This window comes from Arthrobacter oryzae, assembly GCF_031454875.1.
Classification (GTDB): Bacteria; Actinomycetota; Actinomycetes; order Actinomycetales; family Micrococcaceae; genus Arthrobacter; species Arthrobacter oryzae_D.
Genome location: NZ_JAVDRQ010000015.1, coordinates 65155 through 79943 on the forward strand (window position 1 = coordinate 65155; position 14789 = coordinate 79943).

The 14789-nt window shown below is 65.8% G+C and carries 13 protein-coding genes; all 13 read left to right on the top strand.

Going from position 1 to position 14789, the window contains the following annotated elements; genetic code table 11:
- Window positions 1-63 precede the first annotated feature (63 nt).
- The 13 genes from J2805_RS21660 to J2805_RS21720 all read left to right on the top strand — a co-directional run bounded on the left by J2805_RS21660 (window position 64) and on the right by J2805_RS21720 (window position 14686).
- Window positions 64-1725, top strand: coding sequence for a UDP-N-acetylmuramoyl-L-alanyl-D-glutamate--2,6-diaminopimelate ligase (locus J2805_RS21660; protein WP_309979996.1), 1662 nt, complete (start codon window positions 64-66; stop codon window positions 1723-1725).
- A gap of 6 nt (window positions 1726-1731) precedes the next feature.
- A complete protein-coding gene (locus tag J2805_RS21665; RefSeq protein WP_309979998.1) occupies window positions 1732-3207 on the top strand; it encodes a UDP-N-acetylmuramoyl-tripeptide--D-alanyl-D-alanine ligase in 1476 nt (491 codons plus the stop codon).
- Window positions 3204-4313: a phospho-N-acetylmuramoyl-pentapeptide-transferase gene (mraY, locus tag J2805_RS21670; RefSeq protein WP_309980000.1), complete on the top strand. Its 1110-nt coding sequence runs from the start codon at window positions 3204-3206 to the stop codon at window positions 4311-4313. The genes J2805_RS21665 and mraY overlap by 4 nt, the downstream gene beginning before the upstream one ends.
- Window positions 4295-5896 (top strand): UDP-N-acetylmuramoyl-L-alanine--D-glutamate ligase, encoded by a 1602-nt coding sequence (gene murD, locus J2805_RS21675; RefSeq protein ID WP_309980002.1) that lies wholly within the window; start codon window positions 4295-4297, stop codon window positions 5894-5896. The genes mraY and murD overlap by 19 nt, the downstream gene beginning before the upstream one ends.
- 2 nt (window positions 5897-5898) lie before the next feature.
- Window positions 5899-7272, top strand: coding sequence for a putative lipid II flippase FtsW (gene ftsW / locus J2805_RS21680; RefSeq protein WP_309980005.1), 1374 nt, complete (start codon window positions 5899-5901; stop codon window positions 7270-7272).
- A gap of 6 nt (window positions 7273-7278) precedes the next feature.
- The gene (gene murG / locus J2805_RS21685; protein WP_309980006.1) at window positions 7279-8379 is read left to right on the top strand and encodes an undecaprenyldiphospho-muramoylpentapeptide beta-N-acetylglucosaminyltransferase; all 1101 of its coding nucleotides are present in this window, start codon (window positions 7279-7281) and stop codon (window positions 8377-8379) included.
- The gene (murC, locus tag J2805_RS21690; protein WP_309980008.1) at window positions 8376-9779 is read left to right on the top strand and encodes a UDP-N-acetylmuramate--L-alanine ligase; all 1404 of its coding nucleotides are present in this window, start codon (window positions 8376-8378) and stop codon (window positions 9777-9779) included. Before murG ends, murC begins: the two co-directional genes overlap by 4 nt.
- Window positions 9772-10635 (top strand): cell division protein FtsQ/DivIB, encoded by an 864-nt coding sequence (locus J2805_RS21695; RefSeq protein WP_309980010.1) that lies wholly within the window; start codon window positions 9772-9774, stop codon window positions 10633-10635. Before murC ends, J2805_RS21695 begins: the two co-directional genes overlap by 8 nt.
- Before the next feature lie 274 nt (window positions 10636-10909).
- Window positions 10910-12133, top strand: coding sequence for a cell division protein FtsZ (gene ftsZ, locus J2805_RS21700; protein WP_309980012.1), 1224 nt, complete (start codon window positions 10910-10912; stop codon window positions 12131-12133).
- 46 nt (window positions 12134-12179) lie between these two features.
- On the top strand, window positions 12180-12917 hold the full coding sequence (locus J2805_RS21705; protein WP_309980014.1) for a purine nucleoside phosphorylase YfiH/LACC1 family protein: 738 nt from the start codon (window positions 12180-12182) through the stop codon (window positions 12915-12917).
- A complete protein-coding gene (locus J2805_RS21710) occupies window positions 12910-13656 on the top strand; it encodes a YggS family pyridoxal phosphate-dependent enzyme (protein ID WP_309980016.1) in 747 nt (248 codons plus the stop codon). Before J2805_RS21705 ends, J2805_RS21710 begins: the two co-directional genes overlap by 8 nt.
- An 88-nt stretch (window positions 13657-13744) precedes the next feature.
- Window positions 13745-14281: a cell division protein SepF gene (locus tag J2805_RS21715; RefSeq protein ID WP_214954845.1), complete on the top strand. Its 537-nt coding sequence runs from the start codon at window positions 13745-13747 to the stop codon at window positions 14279-14281.
- Between the two features lie 117 nt (window positions 14282-14398).
- Window positions 14399-14686 (top strand): YggT family protein, encoded by a 288-nt coding sequence (locus J2805_RS21720; protein WP_309980018.1) that lies wholly within the window; start codon window positions 14399-14401, stop codon window positions 14684-14686.
- The last annotated feature ends 103 nt before the right edge of the window (window positions 14687-14789 follow it).

The window sequence follows — 14789 nt, forward strand, 5'->3', positions numbered from 1 at the left end:
CGTACGGAGCAGGGGATCTTCCCCTACGCCCGGTGTGATCCACTAGCACCAACGGAGATCCACTTGTCAGAGCATCATGCCCCAGGCAGCACCGACGCCACCGACGCCATCAACGGCGCGGAATCCGGTTCCGGGTTCCGTCCGACGGCCGTTGCCGCGGTGCCCCTGGGCACCATCGGCGAGTCCGTCGGCGTCGTAGTTCCCGAGGCATCCAGTTCCGTACCCGTCACCGGGATCACCCTGAACTCGCGGACGGTGCAGCCGGGCGACCTCTACGTCGCACTGCCCGGCGCATCCCGGCACGGCGCGGACTTCGCGTCCCAGGCCGTCACGGCCGGGGCAGTAGCGGTGGTGACGGACGACGACGGCGCGAAGCTCCTCGCGCTGTCCGCGGACACTCCCGTGCCGGTCCTGGTGGTGGACGAGCCCCGCAGCGCCGTCGGGGGCCTCGCGTCCCTGATCTACCAGAGCCGCCCGGAAACGGGTGCCGCCCCCGCACTGTTCGGCGTCACCGGCACCAACGGGAAGACCACCACCACCTACTTCATCAACGCGCTGCTGCAGGCGCTGGGGCGCAAGACCGGCCTGATCGGCACCATCGAGATCGTTGCCGGCGGCCAGCCCATTCCCAGCCTGCTCACCACGCCTGAATCGACGGACATCCACGCCCTGCTGGCGCTCATGCGCGAACGCGGCCTGGACGCTGCTTCCATGGAGGTTTCCTCGCACGCTGTGTCGTTCCACCGGGTGGACGGCGTGCAGTTCGACGTCGCCGGCTTCACCAACCTGACCCAGGACCACCTGGACCTGCACGGCACCATGGACGAGTATTTCCAGACCAAGGCGGAGCTGTTCACGCCGCTCCGCGCCAAGTCGGCGGTCATTACAGTCGACGACGAATGGGGCAGGCGCCTCGCCGCCGGCGCAGCAATCCCGGTGACCACCCTGGCCACGGTCCAAGGCAACGACCCGGCCGCACCAGCCGCTGACTGGGCCGTCACCGCCACCGAGCCGCGGGGGCTCGGCACTGAATTCCGTTTGAGCCACCGTGACGGCACGGAGCTGCGCGTCCACACGGGCCTGCCCGGCGGTTTCAATGTCTCCAACGCGGCCCTCGCCACCCTTATGGTGCTGGCCAGCGGGGTTGACGCTGAGAATCTGCAGTCAGTGCTCGACTCGGCCGATCCGTTCACCGTAGCCGTACCGGGACGCATGCAGCTCGTTTCCACGGCGCCGGCCGCCGTCGTGGACTTTGCCCATAACCCGGACGCCCTCCAGCGTGCCCTGGAAGCCGTGCGCTCACCGGAGCCCGGCTCCAGGGTGATCGTGGTCTTCGGAGCCACAGGGCAGCGGGACCAGGGCAAAAGGCCTGCCATGGGAGCCATTGCCGCGCGCCTGGCGGACGTGGTCATCGTCAGCGACGACGACCCCCACGACGAGGACGCCGCCGCGATCCGTGCCGACGTCCTGGCGGGCGCCCGCCACGCAAAGGAAAGTGAAGGCCTTGGTTGCGCGATCCTTGAGTCGTATCCGCGTGACGCAGCCATCCGTCAAGCCGTGGACATGGCCAATCCGCAGGACACGATCCTCGTGGCCGGACGCGGCCACGAGGTCTGGCAGGAAGTCAAAGGCGTAAACCTTGCGCTCGACGACAGGGTGGAGCTGCGCGAGGCCTTGACAGCCCGCGGATTCACCGTTCTGAATGACGAGCGGATAGAGTCCTAGACCGAGATGATTGCATTTACTGCGGCGGAAATTGCCGAAATTACAGACGGCCGCCTTGCCGCCGAACCGACCATCACGCCGTTGGCGGTGGTCACGGATTCCCGGGAGGCCACGGAGGGCTCCCTCTATGTGGCCAAGCCCGGCGAGGCCGCTGACGGCCACGACTTTGTCGGTGCGGCATTTGCAGGCGGCGCCGTCCTGGCCCTGGTGGAACGTGACGTCCACGACGATTCCGGAGACCCGTATCCCGCCATCGTAGTGAAGGACGCTGTCCTCGCCATGGGCGCACTGGCCGCCGAATCCGTCCGCCGGATCCGGGCCCGCCGCGAGGCGGACGGGTCCGGCTTCACCGTCATCGGCATCACCGGATCGGCGGGGAAGACCACCACCAAGGATCTGCTTGCCGGAATCCTTGCCGCGGAAGGGAACACGGTTTCACCCCAGGGCTCCTACAACGGTGAGGTGGGTGTGCCGCTGACGGTTTTCAAGGCCGGCTTCGAGACCCGCTACCTGGTGATTGAGATGGGCGCCACCGGGATCGGCCACATCCGCTATCTCGCGGACATGGTCCAGCCCCTGATCGGTGTGGTCCTGGGCATCGGCACCGCCCATGCCGGTGAATTCGGCGGAGTGGACAACATCGCCGTTGCCAAGGGGGAACTGGTCGAGGCACTCCCTGAAAGCGGGACCGCCGTCATCAACCTCGACGACGGCCGGGTTGCCGCAATGACGGGCAGGACTTCGGCCACCGTCCTCGGCTTTTCCGCGCGGGGCGCCGAAGAGGTCCCGGACGCCGGACTTCGCGCCGCCCACGTGGAAACGAACGCTGCCGGGAACCCGGAGTTTGAACTTTTGCTCCCCGACGAGGCCGCGGGATACCAGGTCCGAAGCCGCCTGATTGGCGCGCACCACATGACCAACCTCCTGGCAGCGGCCGGAGCGGCGTATGCCGCGGGGGTTCCGGGGGAGCGGATCGCGGCTTCCCTCAGCACCCAGACGGCAGCCAGCCGGTGGCGGATGGAACGCACGGAACGCCCGGATGGCGTCACCATCATCAACGATGCCTACAACGCCAACCCCGAATCGATGCGGGCAGCCCTGCGGACGCTGGCCGACCTCGGCCGCGGCCGCCGCACCTGGGCGGTGCTTGGGGCCATGCTGGAACTGGGGTCCGACTCCATCCGCGAGCACATGGCCGTCGGCACGCAGGTGGTCAGGCTCAACATCTCCCGCCTCGTCGTCGTCGGCCGCGAAGCGCGTTCGCTCTACGTCTCGGCAGTCAACGAAGGCTCCTGGGGCGACGAATGCGTCTTCACCGAGTCCGCGGACGAGGCCTACGAACTCCTGCAAAAAGAGCTTGAACCCGGCGACCTGGTCCTCTTCAAGTCCTCCAACAGTGTTGGGCTGAGGCATTTAGGGGATCGGATAGCATTACCTCCACAAACCCAAGCAACCGCCAATGAAGGGAGCGAGTCGCTGTGATTGCACTGCTCATCGGCGCTGGCCTGGCCCTGCTGTTTGCATTGGTGGGAACTCCGCTGTTCATCCGTCTCCTCGTCCGGAAGAGCTACGGCCAGTTCATCCGCGACGACGGCCCCACATCGCACCACACCAAGCGCGGCACCCCGACCATGGGCGGCACAGTGGTCGTGTTTGCGGTGCTGCTGAGCTACGCGCTGACCCACCTCATCATGTGGATGATGAACCCGCGCTCACCCGGCCCCTCCGCCTCCGCTTTGCTGCTCCTTTTCCTGATGGTGGGAATGGGCCTGGTGGGGTTCCTGGACGACTTCATCAAAATCTCGAAGCAGCGCAGCCTTGGCCTCGATGCCAAGGCAAAGCTGGTACTCCAGGCCGCCGTCGGCATCATCTTTGCCATCATGGCGTTGAACTTTCCGGATGAGAACGGACTGACGCCGGCCTCCACGCAGATTTCCCTGGTGCGCGACATCCCCTGGCTGAACCTGGCCTTCGGCGGAACCGTCCTCGGCGCCATTCTGTTCGTCCTGTGGTCCAACCTGATCGTCACCGCGGCCACCAACGGCGTGAACCTGACCGACGGCCTGGACGGGCTCGCGGCCGGAGCCTCGGTCATGGTGTTCGGTGCCTACACGCTGATGGGAATCTGGCAGAGCAACCAGGCCTGCGGCTCTCCGCGGCAGGCCGGTGGCGGCTGCTACACCGTCCGGGACCCGCTGGACCTGGCCCTCCTTGCAGCCATCCTGAGCGCAGCGCTGGTGGGCTTCCTGTGGTGGAACACCTCGCCGGCCAAGATCTTTATGGGAGACACCGGTTCGCTGGCCATCGGCGGCGCGGTGGCCGGTTTCGCCATCCTGTCCCGGACCGAACTCCTGCTCGCCTTCATCGGCGGCCTCTTCGTCCTCATCACGCTTTCGGTGATCATCCAGGTGGGCTACTTCAAGGTCACCAAGGGCAAGCGTTTCTTCAAAATGGCGCCGCTACAGCACCACTTTGAACTCAAGGGCTGGGCGGAAGTCACCGTTGTGGTCCGGTTCTGGATCCTCGGCGGACTCTTCGTCGCCGCGGGCCTCGGTATCTTCTACGCAGAATGGGTGGTCCTGCTGTGAGCAGCCCTATACCTTCGCCGCTGGCAACCTCACCCCGGCTCGAGAGCCTGGTGAGCTGGGACTCGGACTGGACCGGACTCCGGGTGGTCGTGACGGGAATCGGGGTCTCCGGGTTCGCCGCCGCCGACACCCTGATTGAGCTTGGCGCCCGGGTGGTGGTGGTTGACGCCGCCACCAGCCCGATAGCCCAAGCCCAGGCGGACACCCTGAAAATCGTTGGTGCCGTGGACGTCCTCCTCGGCGAGGACGCCGTGCACTCCATGCCGAAGATCGACGGGCAGAAGCCGGAACTCATTGTGACCTCCCCGGGCTGGCGCCCGGACCAGGCCCTGCTGGCGTTGGCTGCGCGGACCCACATCCCCGTATGGGGCGATGTGGAACTCGCCTGGCGGGTGCGGGAGCGCAAGGGCCGCAAGACCGCGGACTGGCTCACCATCACCGGGACGAACGGAAAGACCACAACGGTGGGCCTGACCGAATCCATGCTGCAGGCCGCCGGACTCAAAGCCATTGCCGTCGGCAACGTGGGAACACCCATCCTGGACGCCCTGCGCGACCCGGTGGAGTACGACGTCCTGGCCGTGGAACTTTCGAGTTTCCAGCTACACTGGAGCCACTCCGTCTCACCGGTCGCCAGCGTCTGCCTCAACGTAGCCGAGGACCACGTGGACTGGCACGGCTCCTACACTTCGTACCTGGCCGACAAGGCGAAGGTCTACGAACGGACGCAGAAGGCGTGCATCTACAACGCCGAGCAGATCGAAACCGAACGCATGGTGGAAAATGCGGATGTCGTGGAAGGCTGCCGGGCGGTGGGCTTCACCACCGTGACGCCCGCCATCAGCATGCTCGGAGTGGTTGAAGGCCTCCTGGTGGACCGTGCCTTCATCCCCGGGCGCAAGGACAGTGCTGCCGAGCTTGCCGCCATGGCGGACCTCGGACCCGTGGCACCGCGCCACATGGTGGCGAACGCCCTGGCCGCGGCAGCCCTGGTCCGTGCCTACGATGTGGAGCCGCAGGCGGTGCGCCAGGGACTGAAGGACTACATCCCGGGGGACCATCGCATCCAGCTCGTGTCCCGCCACAACGACGTGCTGTGGATCAACGACTCCAAAGCCACGAACCCGCACGCCGCCGCGGCATCGCTCTCGGCCTTCAGCAACGTCATCTGGATAGCCGGCGGGCTTTCCAAGGGCGTGAGCTACGACGCGCTGGTGCAGGAACACGCGCCGAGGCTTAAAGCCGTCGTACTGATCGGAGCGGATACCACTGCGCTCTCGGAGGCACTCAAGCGACACGCACCCGATGTCCCGGTCATCGGACGCACCAAGGGCGACACTGAAAATGTGCAGTCTGCCGAAAGGGCCGATGCCGGCACAGTGCCCTCGCCGATCTACGGGGAAACCGTGATGGCCCAGGCCGTTGCCGCAGCGGCGCAGCTGGCCTCTCCCGGGGACACTGTGCTCATGGCCCCGGCGGCTGCTTCCATGGATCAGTTCTCTTCCTACGCTCACCGTGGGGACGCCTTCATTGAAGCTGTCCGCGGGCTCGTGGAAGGGCAGGCTCAGACCGGCGAGGAGTAACAATGGTCAGCACGCCCACCCGTGCCCCGGCTGCCAGGCAGCGGGGCGCAGCCCGGCCCCCGGCGACGTCGCAGACCGCCAAAGCGGCGGGCTCCAAGCCCAAGGGCCAGGTTCCCGGGACTGCCGGGAAGGGCCGGGTGCCGCCACTGGCGAAACTCCGCGGCTGGCACCGGAGCTTCTGGGCAAAGCTGGAAGGCACCGGGAAGTCACGCAACGGTTCCACCTACTACCTCATCCTCGGCTCGACCCTCGCGCTCACCGCCATCGGGATCATGATGGTGCTGTCCGCATCCAGCGTTGAGGCCATTGCCGCCGGCGAGTCCCCGTACACGGCCGCGCTGAAGCAGGGCATGTTCGCCGCCATCGGTGTTTTCCTGATGTTCGTGCTTTCGCGCGTGAATGTCGTCTGGCTCAAGCGGCTCGCCTGGCCGGGAATCGCTGGGGCCTACGTGCTGCTGGTCCTCGTGCTCCTGATCGGTACCAGCACAAACGGCAACCAGAACTGGATCGAATTCGGCGGCATCACCTTCCAACCGTCGGAGGCGGCCAAGCTCGCCCTGGCGCTCTGGATGGCCACCGTCCTTGCGGTCAAGGCCAAACTGCTCCACCGCTGGCAGCACGTGGTGGTTCCGGTCCTTCCCATAGCTGCCGGCATCATCGGCCTGGTCCTCGCCGGGAACGACCTCGGCACCGGCATGATCATCATGATGATCATGGCCGCCGCGCTGTTCTTTGCCGGGGTTCCGCTGTACATGTTCGGCATCGCTGCCTTGGTCGCCGTGGTCGGGGCCGGATTCATGGCCGTGACCAGTTCAAACCGGATGTGCCGCATCACGTCCTGGTGGACCGGAAACTCCTGTGGTGAAGGCATGGACGCGAACTACCAGTCCACCAACGGGCTGTACGGACTGGCGTCCGGCGGCTGGCTGGGCGTCGGCCTGGGCCAGAGCAGGCAGAAGTACAGCTGGATCCCCGAAGCCCACAACGACTTCATCTTCGCGATCATCGGCGAGGAACTGGGACTCGTGGGCACCGTCGTCGTCCTGGTTCTCTTCGCCATCCTCGGAGCCGCCATTTACCGGGTGGTGGTGGCGCAGGAAGACCTGTTCCACCGCGTCCTCGCCGGCACCATCATGGTATGGCTCCTGGGCCAGGCCACCGTCAACATGTCCGTGGTCACCGGCCTCGTGCCAGTCATCGGCGTACCCCTTCCCTTCATTTCCTACGGCGGTTCGGCCCTGCTGATGTCGCTGTGCGCCGTCGGCGTAGTGTTGTCGTTGGCACGGGAACAAATGGCGCCAAGCGTCCAGCCCAAGCGGCTGCTCAAGTTCCGCACCAAGGGCCCACGCCCGCACTCCACACGAAAGCGTAAATAGCACTTAATGAATGCCGAGTCTTTGTCAGTAGTCCTCGCCGGCGGCGGAACGGCGGGGCATATCAGTCCCCTCCTGGCCATTGCGGCCGCGTTGCGGGAGATGCGCCCGGGGGTGCGCCTCCTGGCCGTGGGCACGCCGAGCGGGATGGAGACAAGGCTCGTTCCCGCGGCGGGCCTTGAACTGGCCACGATCAGCCGTGTGCCGTTTCCGCGTAAGCCGTCCCTCGACCTGCTGCGGCTCCCGGGACGGCTGGCCGGAGCGGTCAGGCAGGCCGGAAAAATCCTCGACGACGCCGAAGCGGACGTCCTGGTCGGCGTCGGCGGCTACGTGTGCACACCGCTCTACCTTGCTGCCTGGCGGCGCAAAATCCCGATCGTCATCCATGAGGCCAACACGCGGGCCGGCCTGGCCAACAAAGTAGGCGCCCGTTTCAGCCGCCACGTTGCCGTGGCCTTCGCCGGCACGAAACTCCGCGGGGCCAGGCACGTTGGCATGCCGATGCGCAGGGAAGTCTCCGGGCTGGACCGCGCCGGCGCGAGGCACGCGGCGCGTGAACTGCTGGGGTTGGACCAGGACAGGCCGGCACTCATTGTCACCGGCGGCTCATCCGGTGCCCAGAGCATCAACCGAACGATCGCTGCCTCCTTGGACGCGCTGGCCGGGGCAGGCGTGCAGACCCTGCACATCACCGGAAAAGGCAAGACAGTCCTCGACGCCGACGGCAAGCCCCTCGCAGCGGATGGTTACCGCCAGGTTGAGTATGTTGACGGCATGGAGAACATCTACGCCGCCGCCGACCTCCTGCTGGGGCGTGCCGGCGCTGCCACTGTCTGCGAAACCGCGGCCGTGGGAGTTCCGGCCGTATTCGTTCCGCTGCCGATAGGCAACGGGGAACAGGCCCTCAACGCCGCCGGCCCCGTAGCGGCGGGCGGGGCGCTGCTCGTGGACGACAAATCGTTCACACCCGAATGGGTCAGCAAAAAGATCATCCCGCTGTTGTCCGATCCTGCCCGGCTGGCCACGATGGCGTCGAAGGCCGAAGCCCTGGGTATCCGTACCGCCGATCGCCAAATGGCCGATCTTGTCCTGGAAGCAGCAAGCAAATGACCACATCCAACGCCGGCTCCGGTACGCGGAGCCAGGAATCCCTTGGCCGCGTGCACTTCATTGGCATTGGCGGCGTAGGCATGTCCGCCGTCGCAAGGATCATGGTGTCACGCGGTGTCCCGGTGACGGGCTCCGACGCCAAGGACCTTCCCGTCATGGCCGACCTGGCTGCCGCCGGCGCGGGCATCTTCGTGGGTTATGAAGCCGGAAACCTGGGGGCCGCCCAGACGGTCGTGGCCGGCTCGGCGATCCGTGCCGACAATCCCGAACTCCAGGCCGCGCACGCCGCCGGGCTTCCCGTGCTCCACCGCTCGGAGGCGCTGGCGGCAACTATGGAGGACGACCGCGTGGTCACGGTGGCCGGAACACACGGGAAATCAACCACGACGTCGATGATCGCGGTCCTGCTGCAGGGTGCCGGCCAGGATCCCACTTTCGCCATCGGTGCCAACGTCCCGGCGCTGGGCGTGAATGCCGCCAGCGGCACCTCGGATATCTTTGTCGCCGAGGCTGACGAATCCGACGGATCGTTCCTCAACTACCGTCCGCGGATTGCGGTGGTCACCAACGTTGAACCTGACCATCTTGACTACTACGGCACCGCCGAAGCCGTGTATGCCTCGTTTGACCGCTTCACCGAACTTCTGCCGGCCGACGGCGTCCTCGTGGCCTGCGCCGATGATTCCGGTGCCCGTGCACTCGCCGAGCGAACCAGGGCCCGGGGCAACACCAGGGTGGTCCTGTACGGCACCGCCGAGGATGCGCAGCTGCGGCTGCACGACGGCGGACCCGGTGACGTGTGGGTGTCCACGCCTGCGGGAAAGTTTGCGCTGGAGCTCCAGGTCCCCGGCCGGCACAACGCACTCAATGCCGCGGCAGCGTTCGCCGTGGCGCTGGAACTCGGTGTCCCGCCCGAAACGGCCTCGGCTGCCCTGGCGCATTTCTCCGGTGCCTCCCGCCGATTTGAATTCAAGGGGGAGGGCAGGGGCGTCCGGGTCTACGACGATTACGCGCACCACCCCACAGAGGTTCGGGCTGCGCTGGCCGCGGCGCGGTCCGTGGCCGGGAATCACAAAGTCCACGTGCTGTTCCAGCCGCACCTGTTTTCCCGCACGCGCGAGTTCGCGGCCGAATTCGCGGACGCGCTCAACACCGCAGACACCGCCCTGGTCCTGGACATCTATCCGGCCCGCGAGGACCCGATTCCGGGAGTCAGCAGCCAACTGATCGGGGACAGGCTTTCCGACGGCGGGCGGCTCGTTTCGGCGCAGGACGCGGTGCGCGCCGTTGTGGCGGACGCGGCCCCCGGCGATATTGTGCTCACGGCAGGTGCCGGCGACGTCACCGCGTATGGCCCGCTGATCGTGGAGGCCCTGCTGGCAGAGGCACCCGGTGGCTAGCACCCGCCGGCCAAGCTACAGGACTGGCGGCCCGGCCTCGAAAGGCAAAGCCGCTCCGGGCAGCGGACGCCCGGATGTGATCTCCGCATCCAAGGCAGCACCTGCGGCCGAAGCCGCGGCTCCTGCCGCGCCGGACAACGTGCTGTCCTTCCCGGAGCCCAAAGGCAAGCGGCTCCGGCGCAACATCATCGTTGCTGCGTGCATCGTTACGGCGCTGGTGGCCGGTCTGCTGGCAGCAGCCGTCTACTCGCCCGTGTTTGCCGTTCAGGCAGTTTCGGTGGACGGCACCAGGATGCTGACGCCCGAACAGGTGCAGGATGCGCTGGAACCGCTGCAGGGCAAGCCGCTGCCCCAGGTACACGACGACGAAGTGAGGCAGCTGCTGCAGCCCCTCGTCCAGGTGAAGGAAGTAACCACTGAAGCGCGGCCGCCGTCGGTCCTGGTGGTCCACATCCGAGAACGCACGCCGGTTGCCCTGGTGAAGCAAGGGGAAGTCTTCCAGCTGGTTGACGTCGATGGGGTACAGCTGGGCACCACCCAGGATCCCGCCAGCATCCAGCTGCCGGTGATCGACGGCGGGGCTGGAGTCATTGGCAAGGATCTGTTCAAAGCCATCACCGCGGTGCTTGCCGCGCTGCCCGCGGATGTGCTGGCCAAGCTGTCCGATGCCTCCGCGAAGTCCGCTGACGCCGTCGAACTCAAACTGGTGGACGGGCAGACAATCGTCTGGGGCAACGCGGGGGAGAGGGAGCTCAAGGCGAAGGTTCTCGAAGCCCTGCTGAAGGCGCCCGCGGACCCGAAATACCCGGTGCAGGTCTACGATGTCAGCGTGCCGCGGCATCCCGTGACACGATAGTGGTCGAACTCCCGGCATCAGCCTCGGGACGAGCATTCAGGCGTGCTGTGAAACCAGCCGGCCGGCGGCCGGTGTACGCGGCGATTTCCGCTCCATTTAGCGGGTATTCCCACGACACGCGGAGCAGGTCATTGAATGTCTCAGGCATAGGAAATAGCGTCACAACATGAGTTACTTGACATAACTATAACCCTCAAGTCGAAGGTTAAGGTTAGTACTTTCAAGCCCGACTCCATCAGTTTTCGCAATAGGACACGAACAAGGGACACGTAACGTGGCAGCTCCGCAGAATTACTTGGCCGTCATCAAGGTCGTCGGCATCGGCGGCGGTGGCGTGAACGCAGTCAACCGCATGATCGAAGTCGGTCTCCGCGGTGTCGAATTCATCGCAATTAACACCGATGCCCAGGCTCTGCTCATGAGCGACGCCGACGTCAAACTTGACGTCGGCCGCGAGCTGACGCGTGGCCTCGGTGCCGGCGCGAATCCGGAGGTCGGCAAGCAGGCCGCCGAGGATCACGCCGACGAAATCGAAGAGGTCCTGCGCGGCGCTGACATGGTCTTTGTGACGGCCGGCGAAGGCGGCGGCACCGGAACCGGCGGCGCGCCCGTGGTGGCCCGCATCGCCCGTTCGCTCGGCGCCCTGACCATCGGAGTGGTCACCCGCCCGTTCACCTTCGAGGGCCGGCGCCGTGCCGGGTCCGCCGAGGCGGGCATCGACGCCCTCCGCGACGAAGTGGACACGCTTATCGTGATCCCCAACGACCGTCTGCTCTCCATCAGCGACCGCAATGTCTCCGTCCTGGATGCGTTCCGCTCCGCTGACCAGGTCCTGCTGTCCGGTGTCCAGGGCATCACCGACCTGATCACCACCCCGGGCCTGATCAACCTCGACTTCGCGGACGTCAAGTCCGTGATGCAGGGTGCGGGTTCCGCGCTGATGGGTATCGGCTCGGCGCGGGGAGAAGACCGCGCCGTCAAGGCCGCGGAACTCGCGATCGCCTCGCCCCTCCTGGAAGCATCGATCGACGGCGCCCACGGCGTCCTCCTGTCCATCCAGGGCGGCTCCGACCTGGGCCTCTTCGAGATCAACGAAGCGGCCCGCCTGGTCCAGGAAGTTGCCCACCCGGAAGCCAACATCATCTTCGGCGCCGTCATCGACGACGCCCTCGGTGACGAGGCACGCGTGACCGTGATCGCAGCGGGCTTCGATGATGTCAAGGCAACGTCGCCGTCCATGGACCAGTCATTGCCGCAGGCCGCCCCCCAGCGTCCCGCTGCTCCTGCTTCAGCACCTGCTCCCGCGCAGGCGCCGGCACAGCACGTCCAGCCGGTCCACGCCGGTATCGGGGCTTCGGGCCTGAGCAACTGGGGCCAGCAGCGGCCCTCGGCCGTCCCCGCCGACTCGGGCTTCGACGTCGACCTTCCTTCGGTAGTGGAGCCGGACCTGTCCGGCAGCCGCTCGGATGACCTGGATGTCCCCGACTTCCTGAAGTAGGGATCGGCTGGACATTTTGTCAGCTAGTCAGTTAGCGGTGTTTTGATTGTTTGTGTGGCGAACCGAGGTCCGGCCTGGCGTGTGGGTGGCATTCACTAATGCCCAGGCCGGAAACCTGGCCCTCCATGTGGGGGATGATCCGGCGGCAGTGCGCCGCCGGCGGGAACTCCTTGAAGCCGAGGTTGGCCTTTCAGCAGGCGGCTTCCAGTTCATGAACCAGGTCCACGGCAATGCCGTGGCCTACATTGGCACAGCCGCAGGCAGCCCCATCGCAGGCGGCCCCGCCGGCGGTGGTCCCACAGCCGGCGGTCCCACGGCGGACGCCATGGTCTCCGCCGGGCGTCCCCTCGCGGTGATGGTGGCGGACTGCGTTCCTGTTGTCCTTGCCGGGACAACATCCGGGGGACAGCCGGTCCTGGGCGTGGCCCATGCAGGCCGGCCGGGCGTCGCCAGTGGTGTGATCCCCGCAACCCTGGTGCGCATGCGGGCCGAAGGGGCCGAGGACATTAGGGCCTGGATCGGTCCGTCGATCTGCGGATCCTGCTACGAGGTGCCGGAAGGCATGCGTGCGGACGTGGCGGCGGCCGTTCCCGCAACCTGGGCCACTACCTCGTGGGGCACTCCCGGACTCGACCTCCCCGCCGGGGCGCGCAGCCAGCTGGAAGCCGCGGGCGTCACAGTGGAATACTCCGGGCCGTGCACCCTCGAAAGCGAAGACCTGTTCTCTTACCGCGGCAACCCGGAGACCGGCCGGTTCGCCGGGCTGGTGTGGACCAATGAGTGAGCGTCATGACGTGACGGCGCCAAACGACCCCCGCCTGATCGAACTACGGGAGCGTCTTGGCATAGTCCGGACCAGGATTGCCGCCGCCACGGAAGCCGCCGGCCGGCAGGGGAACCTGCCGGAGCTGATCGTTGTGACCAAATTCCACCCTGCTGATGATGTGCGGCGGCTGGCAGCCCTGGGCGTTGCCGACGTGGGGGAGAACAGGGACCAGGAAGCGTCAGACAAAGCCGCCCGGCTCAGCGCCCTGGGGCTGCGCTGGCATTTTGTCGGCCAGCTGCAGAGCAACAAGGCCAAGTCCGTGGTGCGGTACGCCCACGCCATCCATTCCGTGGACAGGCCGCAGCTGGCATCAGCCCTCGCCCGCTCCATTGCCACGGAGCAGGAGAGCACCGGCCGGGGCCCGCTTGAATGCTTCATCCAGGTGAGCCTGGATGACGACGCCGGCAGCCACCGGGGCGGCGCGAGCCGCTTGGATGTTCCGGCACTGGCTGACCAGCTGGCCGGGTCGCCGGGGCTCGTGCTTGCCGGCCTGATGGCAGTGGCTCCGCTCGGTTCCGATCCGGATGCGGCCTTCGGCAGGCTGGCCGAAATTTCGGCCCGGCTCCTCGAGGACCACCCCTCCGCTTCGGGGATTTCCGCAGGCATGAGTCAGGACCTTGAAGCCGCCGTCAGGGCAGGGGCGACACACCTGAGAATTGGCTCCGATATATTGGGTTCGCGTCCTGCGTTGCGGTAGCGTCAAAGCATTGGAAGAGAATGGCGGGGATTCCAATGCTGTCAAGTCAACTCAGCGGCCCGCTTACGGACACGATTAGGAGTCGACCATGGCTGGCGCTCTGCGCAAGACAATGATCTATCTTGGGCTCGCCGATGGCGATGAACACTACGAGTCTGAGCACCACACACCGCATAGGGACGAGGACGATTCAATGGAGCATGACCGCGAGGAACGCCGGGCACCGGCGCCCGTGCGCGAGGTCGCCCGGGAAACTCCGACTCCACACGCCGCCGAAGAGGAATATCGCGCACCTGTGACACCTATCAAGCGCGCGGCCTCGAGCCGCGAAGAGACCACCGGACTCCGCCAGATCACCACGATCCACCCGCGGTCCTACAATGATGCCAAGCTGATCGGCGAAAGCTTCCGCGACGGCATCCCCGTTATCATGAACGTTACGGACATGGGAGAGGCCGACGCCAAGCGTTTGGTCGATTTCTCGGCCGGCTTGGTGTTCGGCCTTCGCGGCAGCATCGAACGGGTCACGAACAAGGTGTTCCTGCTGTCGCCGTCGTACGTAGAGGTCATCGGTGACGACAAGAAGGTCAGCGAGACCCAGGCCAGTTTCTTCAACCAGAGCTAGCACGGGACTTCCGCGGATGCCAGGCAGGACACCTGTCTGGCATCTGTGCTGAAATAGATATGAACGTCAACAGGACACTGCGGTATCCGGAATGAACATGGAGATATGAGTTAAGTCATGGGAATTGTTTTCGGACTTGTCTATATCGCTTTGTTATTCGTATTTGTGGCATTGATCATCCGTTTGGTCTTCGACTGGGTGCAGATGTTTGCACGTGAGTGGAGGCCGCGGGGCGCCGCCCTGGTGACTGCCCACACTGTCTACTCCGTCACAGATCCGCCCCTGAAGGTGCTGAGGCGTCTCATTCCGCCCCTGCGGCTTGGCGGCATTTCGCTGGATCTCGGGTTTTTGCTGTTGTTCATCGCTATCAGCGTGGCTATGGCAATCGTGAAGTCTTTCGCGTAATTTTCAATACAGCTTGCGGCGCAGTCACAGGGCGGGAAACCGTCACCCACAGCATCGCTTAGAAACTCCGGTTTGACACCTCAGTGTTGAATTAGAGGAACCA

Coding starts and splice junctions, on each gene's coding strand:
- J2805_RS21665 (WP_309979998.1), top strand. CDS start 1,732: ATGATTGCATTTACTGCGGCGGAAATTGCCGAAATTACAGACGGCCGC.
- murD (WP_309980002.1), top strand. CDS start 4,295: ATGGGTGGTCCTGCTGTGAGCAGCCCTATACCTTCGCCGCTGGCAACC.
- ftsW (WP_309980005.1), top strand. CDS start 5,899: ATGGTCAGCACGCCCACCCGTGCCCCGGCTGCCAGGCAGCGGGGCGCA.
- murG (WP_309980006.1), top strand. CDS start 7,279: ATGAATGCCGAGTCTTTGTCAGTAGTCCTCGCCGGCGGCGGAACGGCG.
- murC (WP_309980008.1), top strand. CDS start 8,376: ATGACCACATCCAACGCCGGCTCCGGTACGCGGAGCCAGGAATCCCTT.
- J2805_RS21710 (WP_309980016.1), top strand. CDS start 12,910: ATGAGTGAGCGTCATGACGTGACGGCGCCAAACGACCCCCGCCTGATC.
- J2805_RS21715 (WP_214954845.1), top strand. CDS start 13,745: ATGGCTGGCGCTCTGCGCAAGACAATGATCTATCTTGGGCTCGCCGAT.
- J2805_RS21720 (WP_309980018.1), top strand. CDS start 14,399: ATGGGAATTGTTTTCGGACTTGTCTATATCGCTTTGTTATTCGTATTT.